The 16,238-nt window shown below is 71.1% G+C and carries 13 protein-coding genes; 5 read left to right on the forward strand and 8 right to left on the reverse strand.

Going from position 1 to position 16,238, the window contains the following annotated elements; translation table 11 throughout:
• Positions 1–236 precede the first annotated feature (236 nt).
• The 8 genes from ACZ4WQ_RS34080 to rhaI form a co-directional block, all read right to left on the reverse strand.
• A complete protein-coding gene (locus tag ACZ4WQ_RS34080) occupies positions 237–1,823 on the reverse strand; it encodes a penicillin-binding transpeptidase domain-containing protein (protein ID WP_468022685.1) in 1,587 nt (528 codons plus the stop codon).
• Between the two features lie 206 nt (positions 1,824–2,029).
• Positions 2,030–2,221, reverse strand: coding sequence for a hypothetical protein (locus ACZ4WQ_RS34085; RefSeq protein WP_311730661.1), 192 nt, complete (start codon positions 2,219–2,221; stop codon positions 2,030–2,032).
• Positions 2,222–2,373: 152 nt separating this feature from the next.
• Entirely contained in the window at positions 2,374–3,027 is a 654-nt protein-coding gene (locus ACZ4WQ_RS34090) for a LutC/YkgG family protein (protein WP_468022686.1), read from the reverse strand.
• Positions 3,024–4,520, reverse strand: a complete 1,497-nt coding sequence (locus ACZ4WQ_RS34095; RefSeq protein ID WP_468022687.1) for a lactate utilization protein B — start codon at positions 4,518–4,520, stop codon at positions 3,024–3,026. Before ACZ4WQ_RS34095 ends, ACZ4WQ_RS34090 begins: the two co-directional genes overlap by 4 nt.
• Entirely contained in the window at positions 4,517–5,269 is a 753-nt protein-coding gene (locus tag ACZ4WQ_RS34100; RefSeq protein WP_311730664.1) for a (Fe-S)-binding protein, read from the reverse strand. Before ACZ4WQ_RS34100 ends, ACZ4WQ_RS34095 begins: the two co-directional genes overlap by 4 nt.
• Entirely contained in the window at positions 5,260–6,795 is a 1,536-nt protein-coding gene (locus ACZ4WQ_RS34105; protein ID WP_385346382.1) for a rhamnulokinase, read from the reverse strand. The genes ACZ4WQ_RS34100 and ACZ4WQ_RS34105 overlap by 10 nt, the downstream gene beginning before the upstream one ends.
• A 190-nt stretch (positions 6,796–6,985) precedes the next feature.
• Entirely contained in the window at positions 6,986–9,031 is a 2,046-nt protein-coding gene (locus tag ACZ4WQ_RS34110; protein ID WP_468022688.1) for a bifunctional aldolase/short-chain dehydrogenase, read from the reverse strand.
• A gap of 721 nt (positions 9,032–9,752) precedes the next feature.
• The gene (gene rhaI / locus ACZ4WQ_RS34115) at positions 9,753–10,913 is read right to left on the reverse strand and encodes an L-rhamnose isomerase (protein WP_311730668.1); all 1,161 of its coding nucleotides are present in this window, start codon (positions 10,911–10,913) and stop codon (positions 9,753–9,755) included.
• A 312-nt stretch (positions 10,914–11,225) separates the two neighbouring features.
• Between rhaI and ACZ4WQ_RS34120 the strand changes: the two genes are divergently transcribed.
• Genes ACZ4WQ_RS34120 through ACZ4WQ_RS34140 form a run of 5 tightly spaced genes read left to right on the forward strand, consistent with a single transcriptional unit; the run spans position 11,226 to position 16,233 of the window.
• The gene (locus tag ACZ4WQ_RS34120) at positions 11,226–12,755 is read left to right on the forward strand and encodes a sugar ABC transporter ATP-binding protein (protein ID WP_468022689.1); all 1,530 of its coding nucleotides are present in this window, start codon (positions 11,226–11,228) and stop codon (positions 12,753–12,755) included.
• Positions 12,752–13,786, forward strand: coding sequence for an ABC transporter permease (locus ACZ4WQ_RS34125; RefSeq protein ID WP_358847401.1), 1,035 nt, complete (start codon positions 12,752–12,754; stop codon positions 13,784–13,786). The genes ACZ4WQ_RS34120 and ACZ4WQ_RS34125 overlap by 4 nt, the downstream gene beginning before the upstream one ends.
• Positions 13,783–14,772 carry an ABC transporter permease gene (locus tag ACZ4WQ_RS34130; RefSeq protein WP_311730671.1) on the forward strand — a complete coding sequence of 330 codons (990 nt, stop codon included), beginning with the start codon at positions 13,783–13,785 and terminating at the stop codon, positions 14,770–14,772. Before ACZ4WQ_RS34125 ends, ACZ4WQ_RS34130 begins: the two co-directional genes overlap by 4 nt.
• A 37-nt stretch (positions 14,773–14,809) precedes the next feature.
• Entirely contained in the window at positions 14,810–15,901 is a 1,092-nt protein-coding gene (gene rhaS / locus ACZ4WQ_RS34135; protein ID WP_311730672.1) for a rhamnose ABC transporter substrate-binding protein, read from the forward strand.
• Between the two features lie 11 nt (positions 15,902–15,912).
• The gene (locus ACZ4WQ_RS34140) at positions 15,913–16,233 is read left to right on the forward strand and encodes an L-rhamnose mutarotase (protein ID WP_311730673.1); all 321 of its coding nucleotides are present in this window, start codon (positions 15,913–15,915) and stop codon (positions 16,231–16,233) included.
• Positions 16,234–16,238 lie beyond the last annotated feature (5 nt).

A 16,238-nucleotide genomic window follows, 5' to 3' on the forward strand; every position in this document is an offset into this window, starting at 1 on the left:
GTGGTGCGGCCCGTATGACGCGGCGCCACATTAGGCCGCGCGCCGCATCAGGACAACCCCTTCGCGCAACCCCTGTACGAAGCGTCGGCCCCGGCCGGGTGGCCTTTCCCCTACCCGCCCCTTCCCGAACCGGGGGCAAGCCCCCAGACCCCCGGGACGCCCTGCGGGCGTGTCCTCAAGCGCCGGACGGGCTGGCTGTGCTTGCCCTCGTGGGGAAAGGCCCGCCGCAGGCGCCGTCAGCCGTGGGACGCGAGGACGTCCCGGACGACCGGGCCCGCCGCGTCGCCACCGTGGCCGCCCTGCGTTACCACGGCCGCCGCCGCCATGTCGTTCCGGTACGCCGTGAACCACGCGTTCGTGGTCGGCTGCCCGTCGATCTCGGCGGAGCCCGTCTTCGCCCCGACGTCCCCGGTGAGCCCGGCCATCGCGCGGGCCGCCGTGCCGCTCGTGGCGGTGAGCCGCATCATGCTCTTGAGCTGCTGGACCGCCGCCGGGCTCAGACTGCGCTCCGCTGTCGCCTTCTTCTCGCTGATCAGGGACCGCGGCACGATGACCGGCTGCCGGAACGTGCCGGTTTGGGCGGTGGCCGCCACCGAGGCCACGGTGAGCGGATTCATCTGCACCTTGCCCTGCCCGATCAGCGCGGCGGCCTTGTCGTCCCCGCCGCCCGTCGGGACCGAGCCGTCGAAGGTCTCCACCCCCACATGCCAGGAGAGCCCGATCCCGAACACTTCCCGCGCCTCGTCCGCGACGGCGCCGTCGGACAGATCGCCGGCCAGCGAGACGAAGGCGGTGTTGCAGGAGGCGGCGAAGTCCTGCGCGAAGGTGGCGGCCGGATTCTCGCTGTCCTCGACGTTGTGGAAGGTCATGCCCTGCTGGTACGAGATCGTCTTGGGGCAGGGCACCGCCCGGCCCGGCGTGACCTCACCGGACTCCAGCAGCGCCGCCGATGTGACGATCTTGAACGTCGACCCGGGCGCGGTGGCGCCCTGGAAGGCCGGATTGAACTCCGTACGGTCGGAGTTGGCCACCGCGAGCACCTCGCCCGTGCTGGGCTTGAGCGCGACCACCGAGGCGCCCGTGCGCTTCGCGACCGCCTCCTCGGCGCGGCTCTGCACCCGCGCGTCGAGCGTGGTGTGCAGGGTGCCCCGCTTGCCCTTGGACACCACATGGAGCGTGGTCGCGGGCTTGCCGCTCGCGCCCGCCGCCCACACCTCGATCCGGCCGCTGGCCCCCGTGGCGGCGCCGTATCTCTTGCGGAGTTGGGTCAGCACCGGGCCGAGTGAGGGGTAGTGGTCCTCCGTCAGCTCCTGGCCGTCGCGGTCCACCACCTTGACCGACACCGTCTCGGCGAGGCCCGTCCGCAGGGCCGGGCGCTCGGCCGTCAGCTTCGGGTGCAGCACGGCGGGTGTCCAGTCGACGAGCGGGCGGCCGGTCGTCCTGCCGCGCACCACCGTCAGCTCCGAGGCATAGGTCCAGGTGGAGCGGGTGCCCTGGTATGAGATGTCGGCCGTGACGTCGAACGGCACCTGAGTGCCCTGCGCCCGGCCCGCCTTGAGTGTCAGCTTCGACACATGGCCGTCCTTGCGGTAGCCGCTCAGCGCGGCCACGGCGGCCGCGGCGTCGTTGGTGAGCTGCGAGGCCCGTAGATCGTTCCGGTCCGCCCAGGCGGCGAGGAAGTCATGGGCGGTCGTCCGCACTTCGGACGCGGTCACCGGGCCGTCGTGGCCCGGACTTTCGTTGCCCCCGGTGAGCCCGGTGTACAGGTTGTACGCGCCGAGGCCCGCGACGCCCACGACCGCGACGGCTGTCACACCGAGCATGACTCTTCCCGCTGTGCGCATGGCGTGGTCATTCCCCCCATGATCCCCCGTGATGAGTTGGCGCCCTGCCGCTCCACCCCCGCGTCAAGCGGCAGGGCGCACAACGAGTTCACAACCTATGGACGGTGATGCTCCATCACAAGGGGTACTTCAGGCCACTAGCGCAGGGCGTGACCCGCGACACGCTCCCGGCGCGCCGCAGCGGCTCACGCCGCCTGCCCGACCTCTCCCCGCAGCGCCCGGGTGTAGTCCTTCAGCAACCGACCGTATTCGGCCCGCTCCTGGGGGCCCAGCGCCCGGCCGGCGCGCGCGAGCAGAAACACCCGGATCGCCTCGTTCGCCTGGTCGGTCGAGGTGGTGAGTAAAGCGGGTTCGTGGTGAGTAGGAGTCGGACGCATGGGGATCAGAGTACGGGCAGCCACTGACAACGGCACCGGTGCAAACCGCTCAAGAGCGCTGTTACCGCGGGTATGTGAGCAAGGCCGCATCCGCCGCGCATCCTCTTGTGGTGTGAACGTGTGGCTCACTCGTGCGGTCTGCTCGTGTGGTTTCAGCTCTCGACCAGCACGACCTCCAGTGTCCGCGGGCCGTGCACCCCCTCCACCCGGTCCAGCTCGATGTCGCTCGTCGCGGACGGACCCGAGATCCAGGTCAGCGGGCGCGCCGGATCGAGCCGCTCAAGGGCCTGCGGTACCGAGTCCACGACCTGCTCGGGCACCCGGATGACACAGATGTGGTGGTCGGGCACCAGCGTGATGCGACGGCGCCCCTGGTCCGGGCCCGCGTCCAGCACCACCGTCCCCGTCTCCGCCACCGCCACCGCGCAGCCCGTGACCACACTGGAGACCGCGTCCAGATCGTGCGGGGTCAGCTCCGGCGTGTCCGCGATCCGCTCCACCCGCTGCGCGTCGACGGCCGACAGCCACGCGTCGGGCAGCCCGGGCGGCAGGACCACGCTGGTCGCGCCGCGTCCGTCCAGCAGCCGGGCGATCAGGCCCGGGAGCCCCTTCGGGTCCGTACGGTGCACGATCGCCCGGTAGTCGGCCAGGTTCTCCGCGAGCAGATCCACGGTCTGCGCAGTGGTCCGGTCCCCGTGCGCCCGCAGATAGCCGCGGTCCACGGGGGCGTCGGAGGGGCGCTCGGCCCGGGGGACGTCCGCCAGCGCGCGGCGGACACGGGCCAGCACCAGGTCTCGGCTGCTCACGTTGTCCTCTTCCCCTCGCCGCTCGTGCCCTCGTCGCCGCGTGTTCTGCGCCACCAGTCCCGGAACGGCTCGGCCGGCACCTCCGGCAGCTCCCGGGTGTCCGTCCACGCCCGCCCCGGCCCCGGCAGCCGGCGCGGATGGAAGCGGCGGGTACGGGAGGCCAGGCGCTGCCCGGCGCGCAGCACACCCGGGTGGTCCAGGGCCCAGCGCGCCGCCCGCATCGCGGCCCGCTCCGCGGCGTGGCCCTTCGCCGGTTTGATGACCGTCCGCGTCCCGTGCACCGACACCGGGCCGCCCTCGACCACCCGTTCGCGCAGATGGACCAGGATCTCCGGGATGTCGATCGCCACCGGACACACCTCGTAACACGCGCCGCACAGCGACGAGGCGTACGGCAGCGAGGCGTCAAGCTCGCTCTGGGTGCCACGCAGCTGCGGCGTGAGGATCGCCCCGATCGGCCCCGGGTACGCCGACCCGTAGGCATGGCCGCCCGCCCGCTCGTACACCGGGCACACATTGAGACACGCCGAGCAGCGGATGCAGCGCAGCGCCTGCCGCCCCACGGTGTCCGCGAGCGTGTCCGTGCGCCCGTTGTCGAGCAGCACCAGATGGAAGACGCGCGGGCCGTCGCCGTCGGTGGTGCCCGTCCAGGTGGACGTGTACGGGTTCATCCGCTCCGCCGTCGAGGAGCGCGGGAGCACCTGGAGGAACACCTCCAGGTCCTGCCACGTCGGCACCACCTTCTCGATGCCGACGACGGAGATCAGCGTCTCGGGCAGCGTGAGACACATCCGGCCGTTGCCCTCGGACTCGACCACGACCAGCGTGCCGGACTCCGCCACCATGAAGTTGGCGCCCGAGATCCCGACCTTCGCGTTCAGGAACTTCTCGCGCAGATGCAGCCGCGCCGCCTCCGCCAGATCGGCCGGGGCGTCCGTCAGCCCCTCCGGCGCGGGGCGGCCCCAGCGGGCCATCTGGTCGGTGAAGATGTCCCGGATCTCGGTGCGGTTGCGGTGGATCGCGGGCACCAGGATGTGTGACGGCAGATCGTCGCCGAGCTGCACGATCAGCTCGGCCAGATCGGTCTCGTACGCGCGGATGCCCGCCGTGGCGAGCGCGTCGTTCAGCCCGATCTCCTGCGTGGCCATCGACTTGACCTTGACGACCTCGCGCTCGCCGGTGGCCCGGACCAGCTCGGTGACGATCCGGTTCGCCTCGTCCGCGTCCGCCGCCCAGTGCACCTGGCCGCCCGCCGCGGTCACGGCGCTCTCCAACTGCTCCAGGTAGTGGTCGAGATGGCGCAGCGTACGGTCCTTGATCGCCGCACCCGCGGCGCGCAGCCCGCCCCAGTCGTCCAGCTCCGCGACGGCCTTGGCGCGCTTGGCGCGGATGGTGTGCGTGGCGTGCCGCAGATTGGCGCGCAGCTGCGTGTTCTTCGTCGAGACCGCGGCCGCGTCGGGGAAGGCGGGCATGCCCAGATAGGTGCCGGTCACCAGACGTCTCCTTCCGTGCTCGCCAGGATCTCGGCGATATGGATCGGGCGGACCGTCGAGCCCTGCCGGGCGAGCGTCCCGCCGATGTGCATCTGACACGAGTTGTCGACCGTGCACACCGCTTCGGCCCCGGTCGCGGTGATGTTGCGCGCCTTGTCGGCGCCCATCGCGGCCGAGACCGCCGTGTTCTTCACGGCGAACGTGCCGCCGAAGCCGCAGCACTCCTCCGCGCCCGGCAACTCGACCAGCTCAAGACCCTCGACGGCCGACAGCAGCCTGCGCGGCCGGTCGCCCAGGCGCAGCATCCGCAGGCCGTGGCAGGTGGGGTGGTACGTCACGGTGTGCGGGTAGTACGCGCCCACGTCGGTCACCTTGAGGACGTCGGTGATGAACTCGGTGAGTTCGTACGTCTTGGGCACCGCCGCGGCCGCCAGCTCGGTCAGCTCCTGGCCACGGCCCTCGGCGGCCGCCTTCGCCCCGATCCTCGGGTAGTTGTCGCGCACCATGGCGGCGCACGAGCCGGAGGGGGTGACCACGTAGTCGTAGTCCTGGAACGCGGTGGCGTAGCGGCGCACCAAGGGCTCGGTCTGGTGGCGGTAGCCGGTGTTGAACTGCGCCTGCCCGCAGCAGCTCTGCCCCGGCGGGAAGCCGACCTCGACACCCAGCCGTTCGAGGAGGGTGACGACGGCGTGCCCGGTGCGGGGATAGAGCGTGTCGTTGACGCAGGTGATGAAGAGCGCTACGCGCACGGTTCCTCCTCCTGGCCCTCGGCCCGCCCGCCCTCGACGAGGGCGGCCGCCCGGGACCACGCCGCTTGATCACCCGAAGGCTCATACTGCCTCAGCGGCTGGGTGCTGTGAAGCAGCGCACGCAACTCGGGCAGGCCGCCGGTGACCACGCCCGCGGTCCGGGCCTGGACCAGGACATTGCCGAGCGCCGCGGCCTCCGCCGGGCCCGCGACCACCGGCAGCCCGCAGGCGTCCGCGGTCAGCCGGCACAGCAGCGCGTTGTGCGCGCCGCCGCCGACGATGTGCACGGTACGCACGGTACGGCCGGACAGGCGCTGGGCGTCCTCGATCGCGCGGCGGTGGGCCAGGGCGAGGGAGTCCAGGACACAGCGGGTGGTCTCGGCGGGGGTCCGGGGGACCGGCCGGCCGGTGCGGCGGCAGGCCTCCGCGATCCGGTCGGGCATCCGGTCCGGGGCGATGAACTCGGGGGCTCCGGCGTCGACCACGGAGCGGAGGGGTGCTGCTCGGGCTGCCTCGTCGAGGAGCGTTCGCAGGTCCTGGGGACTGCCTTCGGACTCCCAGGTGCGCAGGCACTCCTGGAGCATCCACAGGCCCATGATGTTGCGCAGATAGCGGACCGTGCCGTCCACGCCGAGTTCGTTGGTGAAGTTGGCGCGCCGGCTCGCCTCGGTGAGGACCGGGGCGTTCAGCTCCAGCCCGGCCAGGGACCAGGTGCCGGTGGCGATGTACGCGAAGTCGGGCGTGGTGGCGGGGACGCCGACGACGGCGGAGGCGGTGTCGTGGGAGCCCACGGCGGTGACGGGGACGGGGCCTTCGAGGCCGGTCGCGGACAGGATCTCCGGGCGCAGCTCTCCCGCCGGGTCGCCGGGGTGGCGGAGAGGCGGGAAGAGCGACAGGTCGATGCCGAGGGTGTCGGCGACGGCGGCGACGGCCCGGGACCAGTCGCGGGTGCGGGGGTCGATCAGCTGGGTGGTGGAGGCGTTGGTCAGCTCGGTGCCCGCCTCGCCCGTCAGCCAGTACGAGATGAGGTCCGGGATGAGGAGCAGGCGGTGCGCGGCGGCGAGGGCCGAGCTGCCCTGGGCGGCGGTCAGCTGGTAGATGGTGTTGAAGGGGAGGTGCTGGAGGCCGGTGGCCGCGTACAGGTCCTCGGGCGGGAGGACGGCGGCGACCTGTTCGGCCGCACCGTCGGTGCGGGTGTCGCGGTAGTGGACGGGGTTGCCCAGCAGCGCGCCGTCGGCGCCGAGGAGGCCGTAGTCGACGGCCCAGCTGTCGATGCCGACGCTGGTCAGGCGGGTGTTCGCGGCCCGGGCGGCCTCGGCCGCGGCGCGCAGGCCGTCCAGGACGCCCTGGTAGAGGGCGAGGATGTCCCAGTGCAGGGTGCCGCCTATGCGGACCGGGTGGTTGGGGAAGCGGTGCACCTCCTGGAGCGAGAGGGCGCCGGGGGCGACCGTGCCGACCATGACGCGGCCGCTGGACGCGCCCAGGTCTACGGCGGCGAAGCTCTGTTTGGGCGGAGTGGGTGGCACGGGATCCTCGTGTGGTGTTGTTGCGGTGCTCGGTACGGGGCGGGGGCGGGGCCTTAAGGGGCTGTCACCCTGGACCGCATATTTACGGCGCCGGTGCCCGGAAGCGTGGGGTGGGCCGGAACTTGGCGCCACACATATGCGTAAGCGTCCAGGGCACCACCCCTGCACCCCCGCCCCCCTCACGTGCGTGTCAGCGCAGGAAGGCCGCCGCGACCCCGGCGTCGACCGGGACGTGCAGACCGGTGGTGTGCGTCAGATCGCCCCCGGTGAGCGCGAAGACCGCGTTCGCCACGTGCTCGGGCAGGACCTCGCGCTTCAGCAGGGTGCGCTGGGCGTAGAACTTGCCCAGCTCTTCCTCGGGGATGCCGTATGTGGCCGCGCGCTGTGCGCCCCAGCCGCCCGCGAAGATTCCTGAGCCCTGTACGACTCCGTCGGGGTTGACTCCGTTGACCCGGATGCCGTGTGCGCCCAGTTCGGCTGCCAGGAGGCGCACCTGGTGGGCCTGGTCGGCCTTGGTGGCGGAGTAGGCGATGTTGTTCGGCCCCGCGAAGACGGAGTTCTTGGAGGCGATGTAGATGACGTCGCCCCCCATGCCCTGGTCGATCATGACCCGGGCCGCTTCGCGGGAGGAGAGGAAGCTGCCGCGCGCCATGATGTCGTGCTGGAGGTCCCAGTCCTTGGCGGTGGTTTCGAGGAGAGGCTTGGAGATGGAGATCCCCGCGTTGTTGACGAGGAGGTCCACGCCTCCGAAGGCCAGGAGCGCTTCTTGGAAGGCTGCGGCGATTTCGTCTTCGGAGGTGATGTCGACGGTGACGGGGACGGCCTTGTCGGGGCCGCCCAGGTCGGCTGCTACGGCCGCGGCGTTCTCCGCGTTGATGTCCGCGACGACCACGCAGGCGCCCTCGGCCACCAGACGTTGCGCGATGGCCTTGCCGATGCCCGAGCCGGCGCCGGTGACCAGGGCGATACGGGTCGCCAGGGGCTTGGGCTTCGGCATCCGCTGAAGCTTGGCCTCCTCCAGCGCCCAGTACTCGATGCGGAACTTCTCCGACTCCTTGATGGGGGAGTACGTCGATACGGCCTCGGCGCCCCGCATCACATTGATCGCGTTGACGTAGAACTCGCCCGCCACCCGGGCCGTCTGCTTGTCCTTGCCGTAGCTGAACATCCCGACACCCGGGATGAGCACGATCGCCGGGTCGGCGCCGCGCATCGCGGGGGAGTCGGGAGTGGCGTGCCGCTCGTAGTACGCCTGGTAGTCCGTGCGGTAGGCGGCGTGCAGTTCCTTGAGACGGGCGATCGTCTCGTCGAGGGGGGCCGTGGGCGGGAGGTCCAGGACCAGGGGGCGGACCTTGGTACGGAGGAAGTGGTCCGGGCACGAGGTGCCGAGCGCGGCCAGCCGTGGGTGTTCGGCGCGGGAGACGAAGTCGAGGACGGGGGCGCTGTCGTTGTAGTGGCCGACCTGCGGGCGGTCCGTGGAGGCGAGGCCACGGAGGACGGGGGCGAGCGCGGCGGCGCGGGCGCGGCGCTCGGCCTCGGGCAGGGGCTCGTAGCCGGAGATGGCGGGGCCGAAGGGGTCCGCCTTGCCGCGCTCGGCGAGGAACTGCTCGGCGGTGCGGATGATACGGAGCGAGTTGGCCTCGCACTCGTCGGAGGTGTCGCCCCAGGCGGTGATGCCATGACCGCCGAGGATGCAGCCGATGGCCTCGGGGTTGGCCTTCTTGATGGCGGCGATGTCCAGGCCGAGCTGGAACCCGGGGCGGCGCCAGGGAACCCATACGACCTGGTTGCCGAAACACTCCTTGGTGAGCGCCTCGCCGTCGGCGGCACACGCGAGCGCGATGCCGGAGTCAGGGTGCAGATGGTCGACATGGGCGGCGTTGACCAGGCCGTGCATGGCGGTGTCGATGGACGGCGCGGCGCCGCCCTTGCCGTGCAGGCAGAAGTCGAACGCGGCGACCATCTCGTCCTCGCGATCCACCCCTGGGTAGACCTCGGTCAGCGCCCGCAACCGGTCCAGCCGCAGCGCGGCGAGCCCGGCCTCGGTCAGGGTCCCCAGGTCGCCCCCGGAGCCCTTCACCCACATGAGGTCGACATCCTGCCCGGTCACCGGGTCGGTCGCGGTGCCCTTGGCGGAGGTGTTCCCGCCCGCGTAGTTGGTGTTCCGGGGGTCCGCCCCGAGGCGGTGCGATCGCTCCAGCAGGGTGGCCGCTTCGGGGTGCAGTTCTGCGGTCATGTTCTTCCTCTTCGTGTGGTTGATGAAGTCGGCCGATCCCCGCCACGGCGGGGTCGTACATTCCCGGCCAGGTCCGCGCCCGCCCCGCCTGGGGTTCTCCCCGCGGTGGCTCCCAGGGACGGCCCGAAGCCCCCGGTCCCGGCCGGAGCTCTCGTGCCGCCGCCCGCCAGTGGCGGGTCCGGGCAACCAGGCCTCCGGTGCGGCGTGCCCCGGTCCCGCCTGGGTTCTCCCGGTGGTGGTTCCGCGGGATGGCGCGGAGCCACCGCCGGGCCTGGCGGTCCTGGCCGGAGCTCTCGTGCCACTGCCCGCCAGTGGCGGGTCCGGGCAACCAGGCCTCCGGTGCGGCGCGCCCCGGCTCCGCCTGGGGCTCTCCCAGCCAGGGCCGTGGGGCGGAGCCCCCGTGCCTGGCCGGGACGGCGCCCCGGTGATGGCCGGGGTCCAGGGGCACAGCCCCGCCACATGGACCCGCCTGGGGTTCTCCCGGCGGTGGCTGGGTGCCCGTCCCCGCGCTCGGCCCGCCCGGCCCGTTGGCGGCGGCTCCCCAGCGGCGGTTCGGAGCCCTGGCCGTCGGCCGGAGCCCTCCTGCCACCGCCCGCCGGGGCCGTGGGGCGGAGCCCCCGTGCCTGGCCGGGACGGCGCCCCGGTGATGGCCGGGGTCCAGGGGGCGGAGCCCCATGGTTCGGGAAGGGGCGGGGTGGGGAACAAAGCCCGCCGCCAGGCGCTACGCGCCCCAGCCCGCCTGCGTCCCACCCACCCGCTCCGCCACGATCCGCTCCGCCCACCCGGAGGCCTTGTACGCGGCCATGGGATCGGGGTCGATCCCCAACTCCTCGCGGACCTCCGCGAGTAGCGGCCGCACGTCGGTGTTGTACGCGTCCATCAGCACCGCGTTGGAGCCGAGGACATCGCCGGAGGCCTGGGCGGCGGCCAGCGCGTCCCGGTCGACGAGGAGGGCCTTCGCCGTCGCTTCCTGCACGTTCATCACCGAGCGGATGATCGCCGGGATCTTCGGCTCGATGTTGTGGCACTGGTCCAGCATGAACGCGACGCCCGAGTCGAGGCCGCCGCCGCGGACCACCTCGTACATGATGCGGAAAAGCTGGAAGGGGTCCGCCGCGCCGACCATGAGGTCGTCGTCCGCGTAGAAGCGGGAGTTGAAGTCGAACGCGCCGAGCTTCCCCTCCCGCAGCAGCAGCGCCACGATGAACTCGATGTTGGTGCCGGGCGCGTGGTGGCCGGTGTCCACGCAGACCTGAGCCTTGGGGCCGAGCTTGAGGCAGTGGGCGTAGGCCGTGCCCCAGTCGGGGACGTCGGTGGTGTAGAAGGCGGGCTCGAAGAACTTGTACTCCAGCAGCAGCCGCTGGTCTTCGCCCAGCCGCTCGTAGACGGCCTGGAGGGCCTCCGCGAGGCGGTCCTGGCGGGCGGCGATGTCGTCCTGGCCGGGGTAGTTGGTGCCGTCGGAGAACCAGAGCTTCAGGTCGCGGGAGCCCGTGGCGTCCATGATGTCGACGCACTCCAGGAGGTGGGCGAGCGCCTTGCCGCGGATCTCGGGGTCGGGGTTGGTGACCGAGCCGAGCTTGTAGTCGTCGTCCTGGAAGACGTTGGAGTTGATGGCGCCGAGCTTCAGGCCGCGCTCCTCGGCGTGCTTGGCGAGCGCCGCGTAGTCGTCCACCTTGTCCCAGGGGATGTGCAGGGCGACGGTGGGGGCCACGCCGGTGAAGGCGTGCACCTGGGCGGCGTCGTCGAGCTTCTCCTGGGGGGTGCGCGGAACACCGGGCTGGGCGAAGACCTTGAAGCGGGTTCCAGAGTTGCCGTACGCCCATGACGGCGTCTCGACGGCCTGGGTCTTGAGGGCCGCCTTCACGGCCGAAAGGTCAGACATGCGTCTCCTCGAAGGCAACTATGAAACGATTCAACAGACGCTAGCCGTGTGGACGGCCGGGCGTCAAGAAGCGGTGCGACCCCTGGGGTGGGGTCGCTGACGTGGAAAAACGATTCAATGCTGAAGCTACTGGACCGTAGGTCCACGGTGTGCGGTGCGTCAAGAGGGACGGCAACGACTTGATTTACCTGGCGCATACCCCCTTGACGGTCGCAAATCGCCGGGCTAGCTTCCCGGCACTGACTTTGAAACATTTCATTTTCCCCGGGCCGGAAGGCCACCCTCGCAGGGAAGCAAGGAGACACCGACACCGTGAGCCAGGCTGTTTCGACCGGAGTTCCGGTCCTCGCCCTCAAGGGGGTGAACAAATCCTTCGGCGCCGTCCGGGCCCTGCGGGACGTCTCGCTCGAGCTGTTCCCCGGCGAGGCGCACGCCCTCGCCGGCGAGAACGGTGCCGGCAAGTCGACGCTCATCAAGATGCTCGCCGGGGTGCACCGCCCCGACGCCGGGCAGGTGCTGCTCGACGGTGAACCGGTGGTCTTCCACGGCCCCGCGGACGCCCGTGACGTGGGCATCGCCGTCATCTACCAGGAGCCCACGCTCTTCCCCGACCTGTCGATCGCCGAGAACATCTTCATGGGCCGTCAGCCCCGGCGGCGGCTCGGCCGGATCGACCACAAGGGGGTGCGCTCCGCGACGGCCGCGCTGATGAGCCGGCTCGGCGTGGCGCTGGACCCCGACCGGCCCGCGCGCGGGCTCTCCATCGCCGACCAGCAGATCGTGGAGATCGCGAAGGCGCTCTCCTTCGACGCCCGGGTGCTGATCATGGACGAGCCGACCGCCGCCCTCACCGGCAGCGAGACCGCCCGGCTCTTCTCGGTCGTGGAGGCGCTGCGCGCCGAGGGCGCGGCCGTGCTGTTCATCTCGCACCGGCTGGAGGAGATCTTCCGGCTGTGCCAGCGGGTGACCACGTTGCGGGACGGCCGCTGGGTGGCCTCCGAGCCGCTGGAGGGCCTGACCGAGGACGACCTGGTGCGCCGGATGGTGGGCCGGGACCTGGACGAGCTGTATCCCAAGCAGGACACGCGGGTCGGCGAGACGGCGCTGTCCGTGCACCGGCTGACCCGCGAGGGCGTGTTCCGGGATGTGTCCTTCGAGGTGCGCCGGGGCGAGATCGTCGCGCTGGCCGGGCTGGTGGGCGCGGGCCGCACCGAGGTGGCGCAGGCCGTGTTCGGGGTGGACCGGGCGGACGCGGGCGAGGTGCGGGTGGCGGGCACACCGCTGCGGCCCGGTTCGCCGAACGCCGCGATGGCCGCCGGGCTCGCGCTCGTACCCGAGGACCGGCGCCAGCGCGGGCTGGTCATGGAGATGTCCATCGAGCGCAACATCGGCCTCACGGGATTGGACCGGATCCGTAGCGGAGGGCTCGTCAAGCGGGCCCTGGAGCGCGGCCGGGCCACCGACTGGGCCACCCGGCTCCAGCTCAAGTACGGCAAGCTGAGCGACCACGTCGGCGTGTTGTCCGGCGGCAATCAGCAGAAGGTCGTGCTGGCGAAGTGGCTGGCCACCGATCCCTCGGTGCTGATCGTCGACGAGCCGACGCGCGGCATCGACGTCGGCACCAAGGCCGAGGTGCACCGGCTGCTGTCGTCGCTGGCCGCCGAGGGGCTCGCGGTGCTGATGATCTCCTCCGATCTGCCCGAGGTGCTGGGCATGGCCGACCGGGTCCTGGTGATGCACGAGGGCCGCGTGGTCGCGGAGATCCCGCGCGCCGAGGCCACCGAGGAATCCGTCATGGCCGCGGCGACCGGCCGTACCGGCAAGGGAAGGGCTGCGGCATGACGGCCACCATCGAGAAACCCACGGCTCAGGCCGAGGCGGGGCGGTCGGCGCGGTCGCTGGTCGACACGGTCTTCCGCGCCCGCGAGATCAGCATCGCCGGGGCCCTGGTGCTCCTGGTGCTGTTCACCTGGATCGCCGAGCCCCGCTTCCTCAACAGCCAGGGCGTCAAGGACCTGCTGCTCAACGCCGCGATCCTGGTACTGCTCGCGGTGGGGCAGTCCGTGGTGGTGGTCACCCGCAACATCGACCTGTCGGTGGGCTCCGTGGTGGGGCTCTCCGCCTTCGCCTGCGGGAAGTTCGTGTCCGGCACGGACCACGGCCCGCTGCTGGTGGCCCTGCTCGGCATCGCGGTCGGCGCGCTCTGCGGCCTGGTCAGCGGCGCGCTGGTCAGCTTCGGCAAGGTGCCCGCGCTGGTGGTGACCCTCGGGATGCTCTACATCATCCAGGGTGTCGACTACTGGTGGGCCGAGGGCGAGCAGATCAACGCCGCCGATGTGCCGCAGCCGGTGCTCGACCTCGGCAGCGGCAGCGTCCTCGGTATCCCGTATCTGCCGCTGATCTCCTTCGCCGTGCTCGCCGCGACCGCGTACTTCCTGCGCAGCTTCCGCAGCGGGCGCGAGCTGTACGCCATCGGCTCCAGCCCGGAGGCCGCCCGGCTGGCCGGGGTGGCGATCCGCCGCCGGGTGCTGGGCGCGTACGTCTTCTCGGGCGCCGTGGCCGGTTTCGCGGGCGCGCTGTGGCTGGCCCGCTTCGGCACCGTGGTCGCGGACAACGCGCACGGCTGGGAGCTGACGGTGGTCAGCGCGGTCGTGGTCGGCGGCGTGGCCATCGTCGGCGGTGTCGGCACGGTGTGGGGCGCGGCGCTGGGCGCGCTGCTGCTCACCACCATCGGCAGCGCCCTGTCCGTGCTGAAGGTCGACTCGTTCTGGGAGGACGCCATCGCCGGCGCCCTGCTGCTGGCGGCGATCAGCGTGGACCGGATCGTCAATGTGCGCATGACCCGTGCGCTGAGGAAGAGGAGCGCCCGATGAGCCCGCTGCGCGGAGCGCTGCGCTGGGACACCGCGGTCGGTGTGCTGCTGGTGGCGGTCTTCGTCACGGGGCTGGGCACCACCGAGGGTTTCGCCGCCCGTGACAACCTGGCCTTCGCCTTCAACGACATCGCCGAGGTGGCGCTGATGGCGCTGCCGATGACGCTGCTGGTGGTGGCCGGGCAGGTGGATCTGTCGGTGGCCTCGATGCTGGGGCTGAGCAGCGCCCTGACCGGGCAGCTGTGGGACTCCGGCTGGGCGTTCGAGACGATCGTGCCCGTGGTGCTGCTGGTCGGCGTGGCCGGTGGCCTGCTGAACGGCTGGCTGGTCACCAAGGTCGGGCTGCCCTCGCTCGCCGTCACCATCGGCACGCTCGCCCTCTACCGGGGGCTGGCCTCCGTGGTGCTCGGCTCCAACGCCATCACCGACTTCCCCGAGACCTACGCCAAGTGGGCGGTGGACACCACCACCATCCCCGGCACCTTCATCACCTATCCGGTGGCGCTGTTCATCGTGCTGGCCGTCGTGGCCGCCGTGGTGCTCCACGCCACGGGTCTTGGCCGGTCGCTGTTCGCCATCGGCGCCCAGGAGGACGCCGCGTATTTCGCCGGTATCCGCGTCAAGCGCATCAAGCTCCTCCTGTTCGTGGTCACCGGGCTGGTCTCGGCCTTCGCGGGCGTGGTGTTCACCCTCCGCTACGGCAGCGCCCGGGCGGACAACGGCCAGGGCTTCGAGATGCTGGTCATCGCCTCCGTGCTGCTCGGCGGCATCGACTTCGACGGCGGGAAGGGCACCCTGTTCGGCGCGGTCGCCGGGGTGCTGCTCATCGGCATCCTGAAGAACCTGCTGACCCTCAACGATGTGGCCAACGAGGTCCAGGTGATCGTCACCGGGCTGCTGCTGGTGGCCTCCGTCCTCACCCCCCGTCTGATCTCGACCGTCAGCGAGTGGCGCCACCGGAGAGCCGCCGCCACCGCCTCGAGCTGACGACGCACCACGTCACACTTCCCCGAAAGGTTTCCCCATGTTCCTTCGCACGTCTTCCCGGCGCCGCGCCGCGGCCTCTGTCGCCGCGGCCTGTGCCCTGGCCGTCACCCTCGCGGGGTGCGGCGGCACCACCAAGAAGGACTCCTCCGACAACAACGGTGGCGACGCCAAGGCCACAGACGCGAAGGCCAACCCCGACGCCCCGCTGAAGAAGGGGCTCAAGCTCGCCTTCCTGCCCAAGCAGATCAACAACCCGTACGAGAAGATCGTCGACGACGCGGGCATCAAGGCCGCCGACGAGTTCGGCGGCAAGGGCAAGGAGGTCGGCCCCTCCGACGCCAGCGCCTCCTCCCAGGTGTCGTACATCAACACCCTCATCCAGCAGCGCCAGGACGCCATCCTGATCGCCGCCAACGACCCCAACGCGGTGTGCGGCCCGCTCAAGCAGGCCATGAAGAAGGACATCAAGGTGGTGGCCTACGACTCGGACACCGCCAAGGAATGCCGCCAGCTGTTCATCAACCAGGCCAGCTCGGAGGAGATCGGCCGCAGCCAGGTCCAGCACATCGCCGAACAGCTCGACTACAAGGGCGAGATCGCGATTCTCTCGGCCACTCAGAACGCGACCAACCAGAACACCTGGATCGAGTTCATGAAGGACGAGCTGAAGAAGCCCAAGTACAAGAACATGAAGCTGGTCAAGACGGCCTACGGGGACGACGACGACCAGAAGTCCTTCCAGGAGACCCAGGGCCTGCTCAAGGCCTACCCGAACCTGAAGGGCATCATCTCGCCCACGACGGTCGGCATCGCGGCCGCCGCGCGGTACATCAGCGACTCCTCGTACAAGGGCAAGGTCGTCATCAACGGCCTCGGCACGCCCAACCAGATGCGCAAGTACGTCAAGGACGGCACCGTCGAGCAGTTCTCCCTGTGGGACCCGAAGAAGCTCGGCTACCTCGGCTCGTACGCGGCCGCGGCGCTGGCGTCCGGGCAGATCACCGGCGCGGAGGGGGAGAAGTTCAAGGCCGGCGAGCTCGGCGAGTACACCATCGGCAAGGACGGCGAGGTCATCCTCGGCCCGCCCACCGTCTTCGACAAGGGCAACATCGACGACTTCGACTTCTGAGGCGGCCCGGCATGCAGCGCGTCTGCTTTCTGCTGAAGGTCCGCCAGGACCGGCTCGACGAATACCGTGAGCGCCACGCGGCCGTGTGGCCCGAGATGCTCGACGCCCTCTCCGCCACCGGCTGGCACAACTACTCGCTCTTCCTGCGCGAGGACGGCCTGCTGGTCGGCTATCTGGAGACGGACGACTTCGCGGCCGCGCAGGCGGCCATGGCGCAGACGGATGTCAACGCCCGGTGGCAGGCGGAGATGGCGGAATTCTTCGAGGCGCTGGACGGCGCGAAGCCGGACGAGGCGATGAAGCCCCTGACGGAGGTCTTCCACCTCGCGTAGCCCCG

Source organism: Streptomyces sp. NPDC028305 (assembly GCF_055569495.1).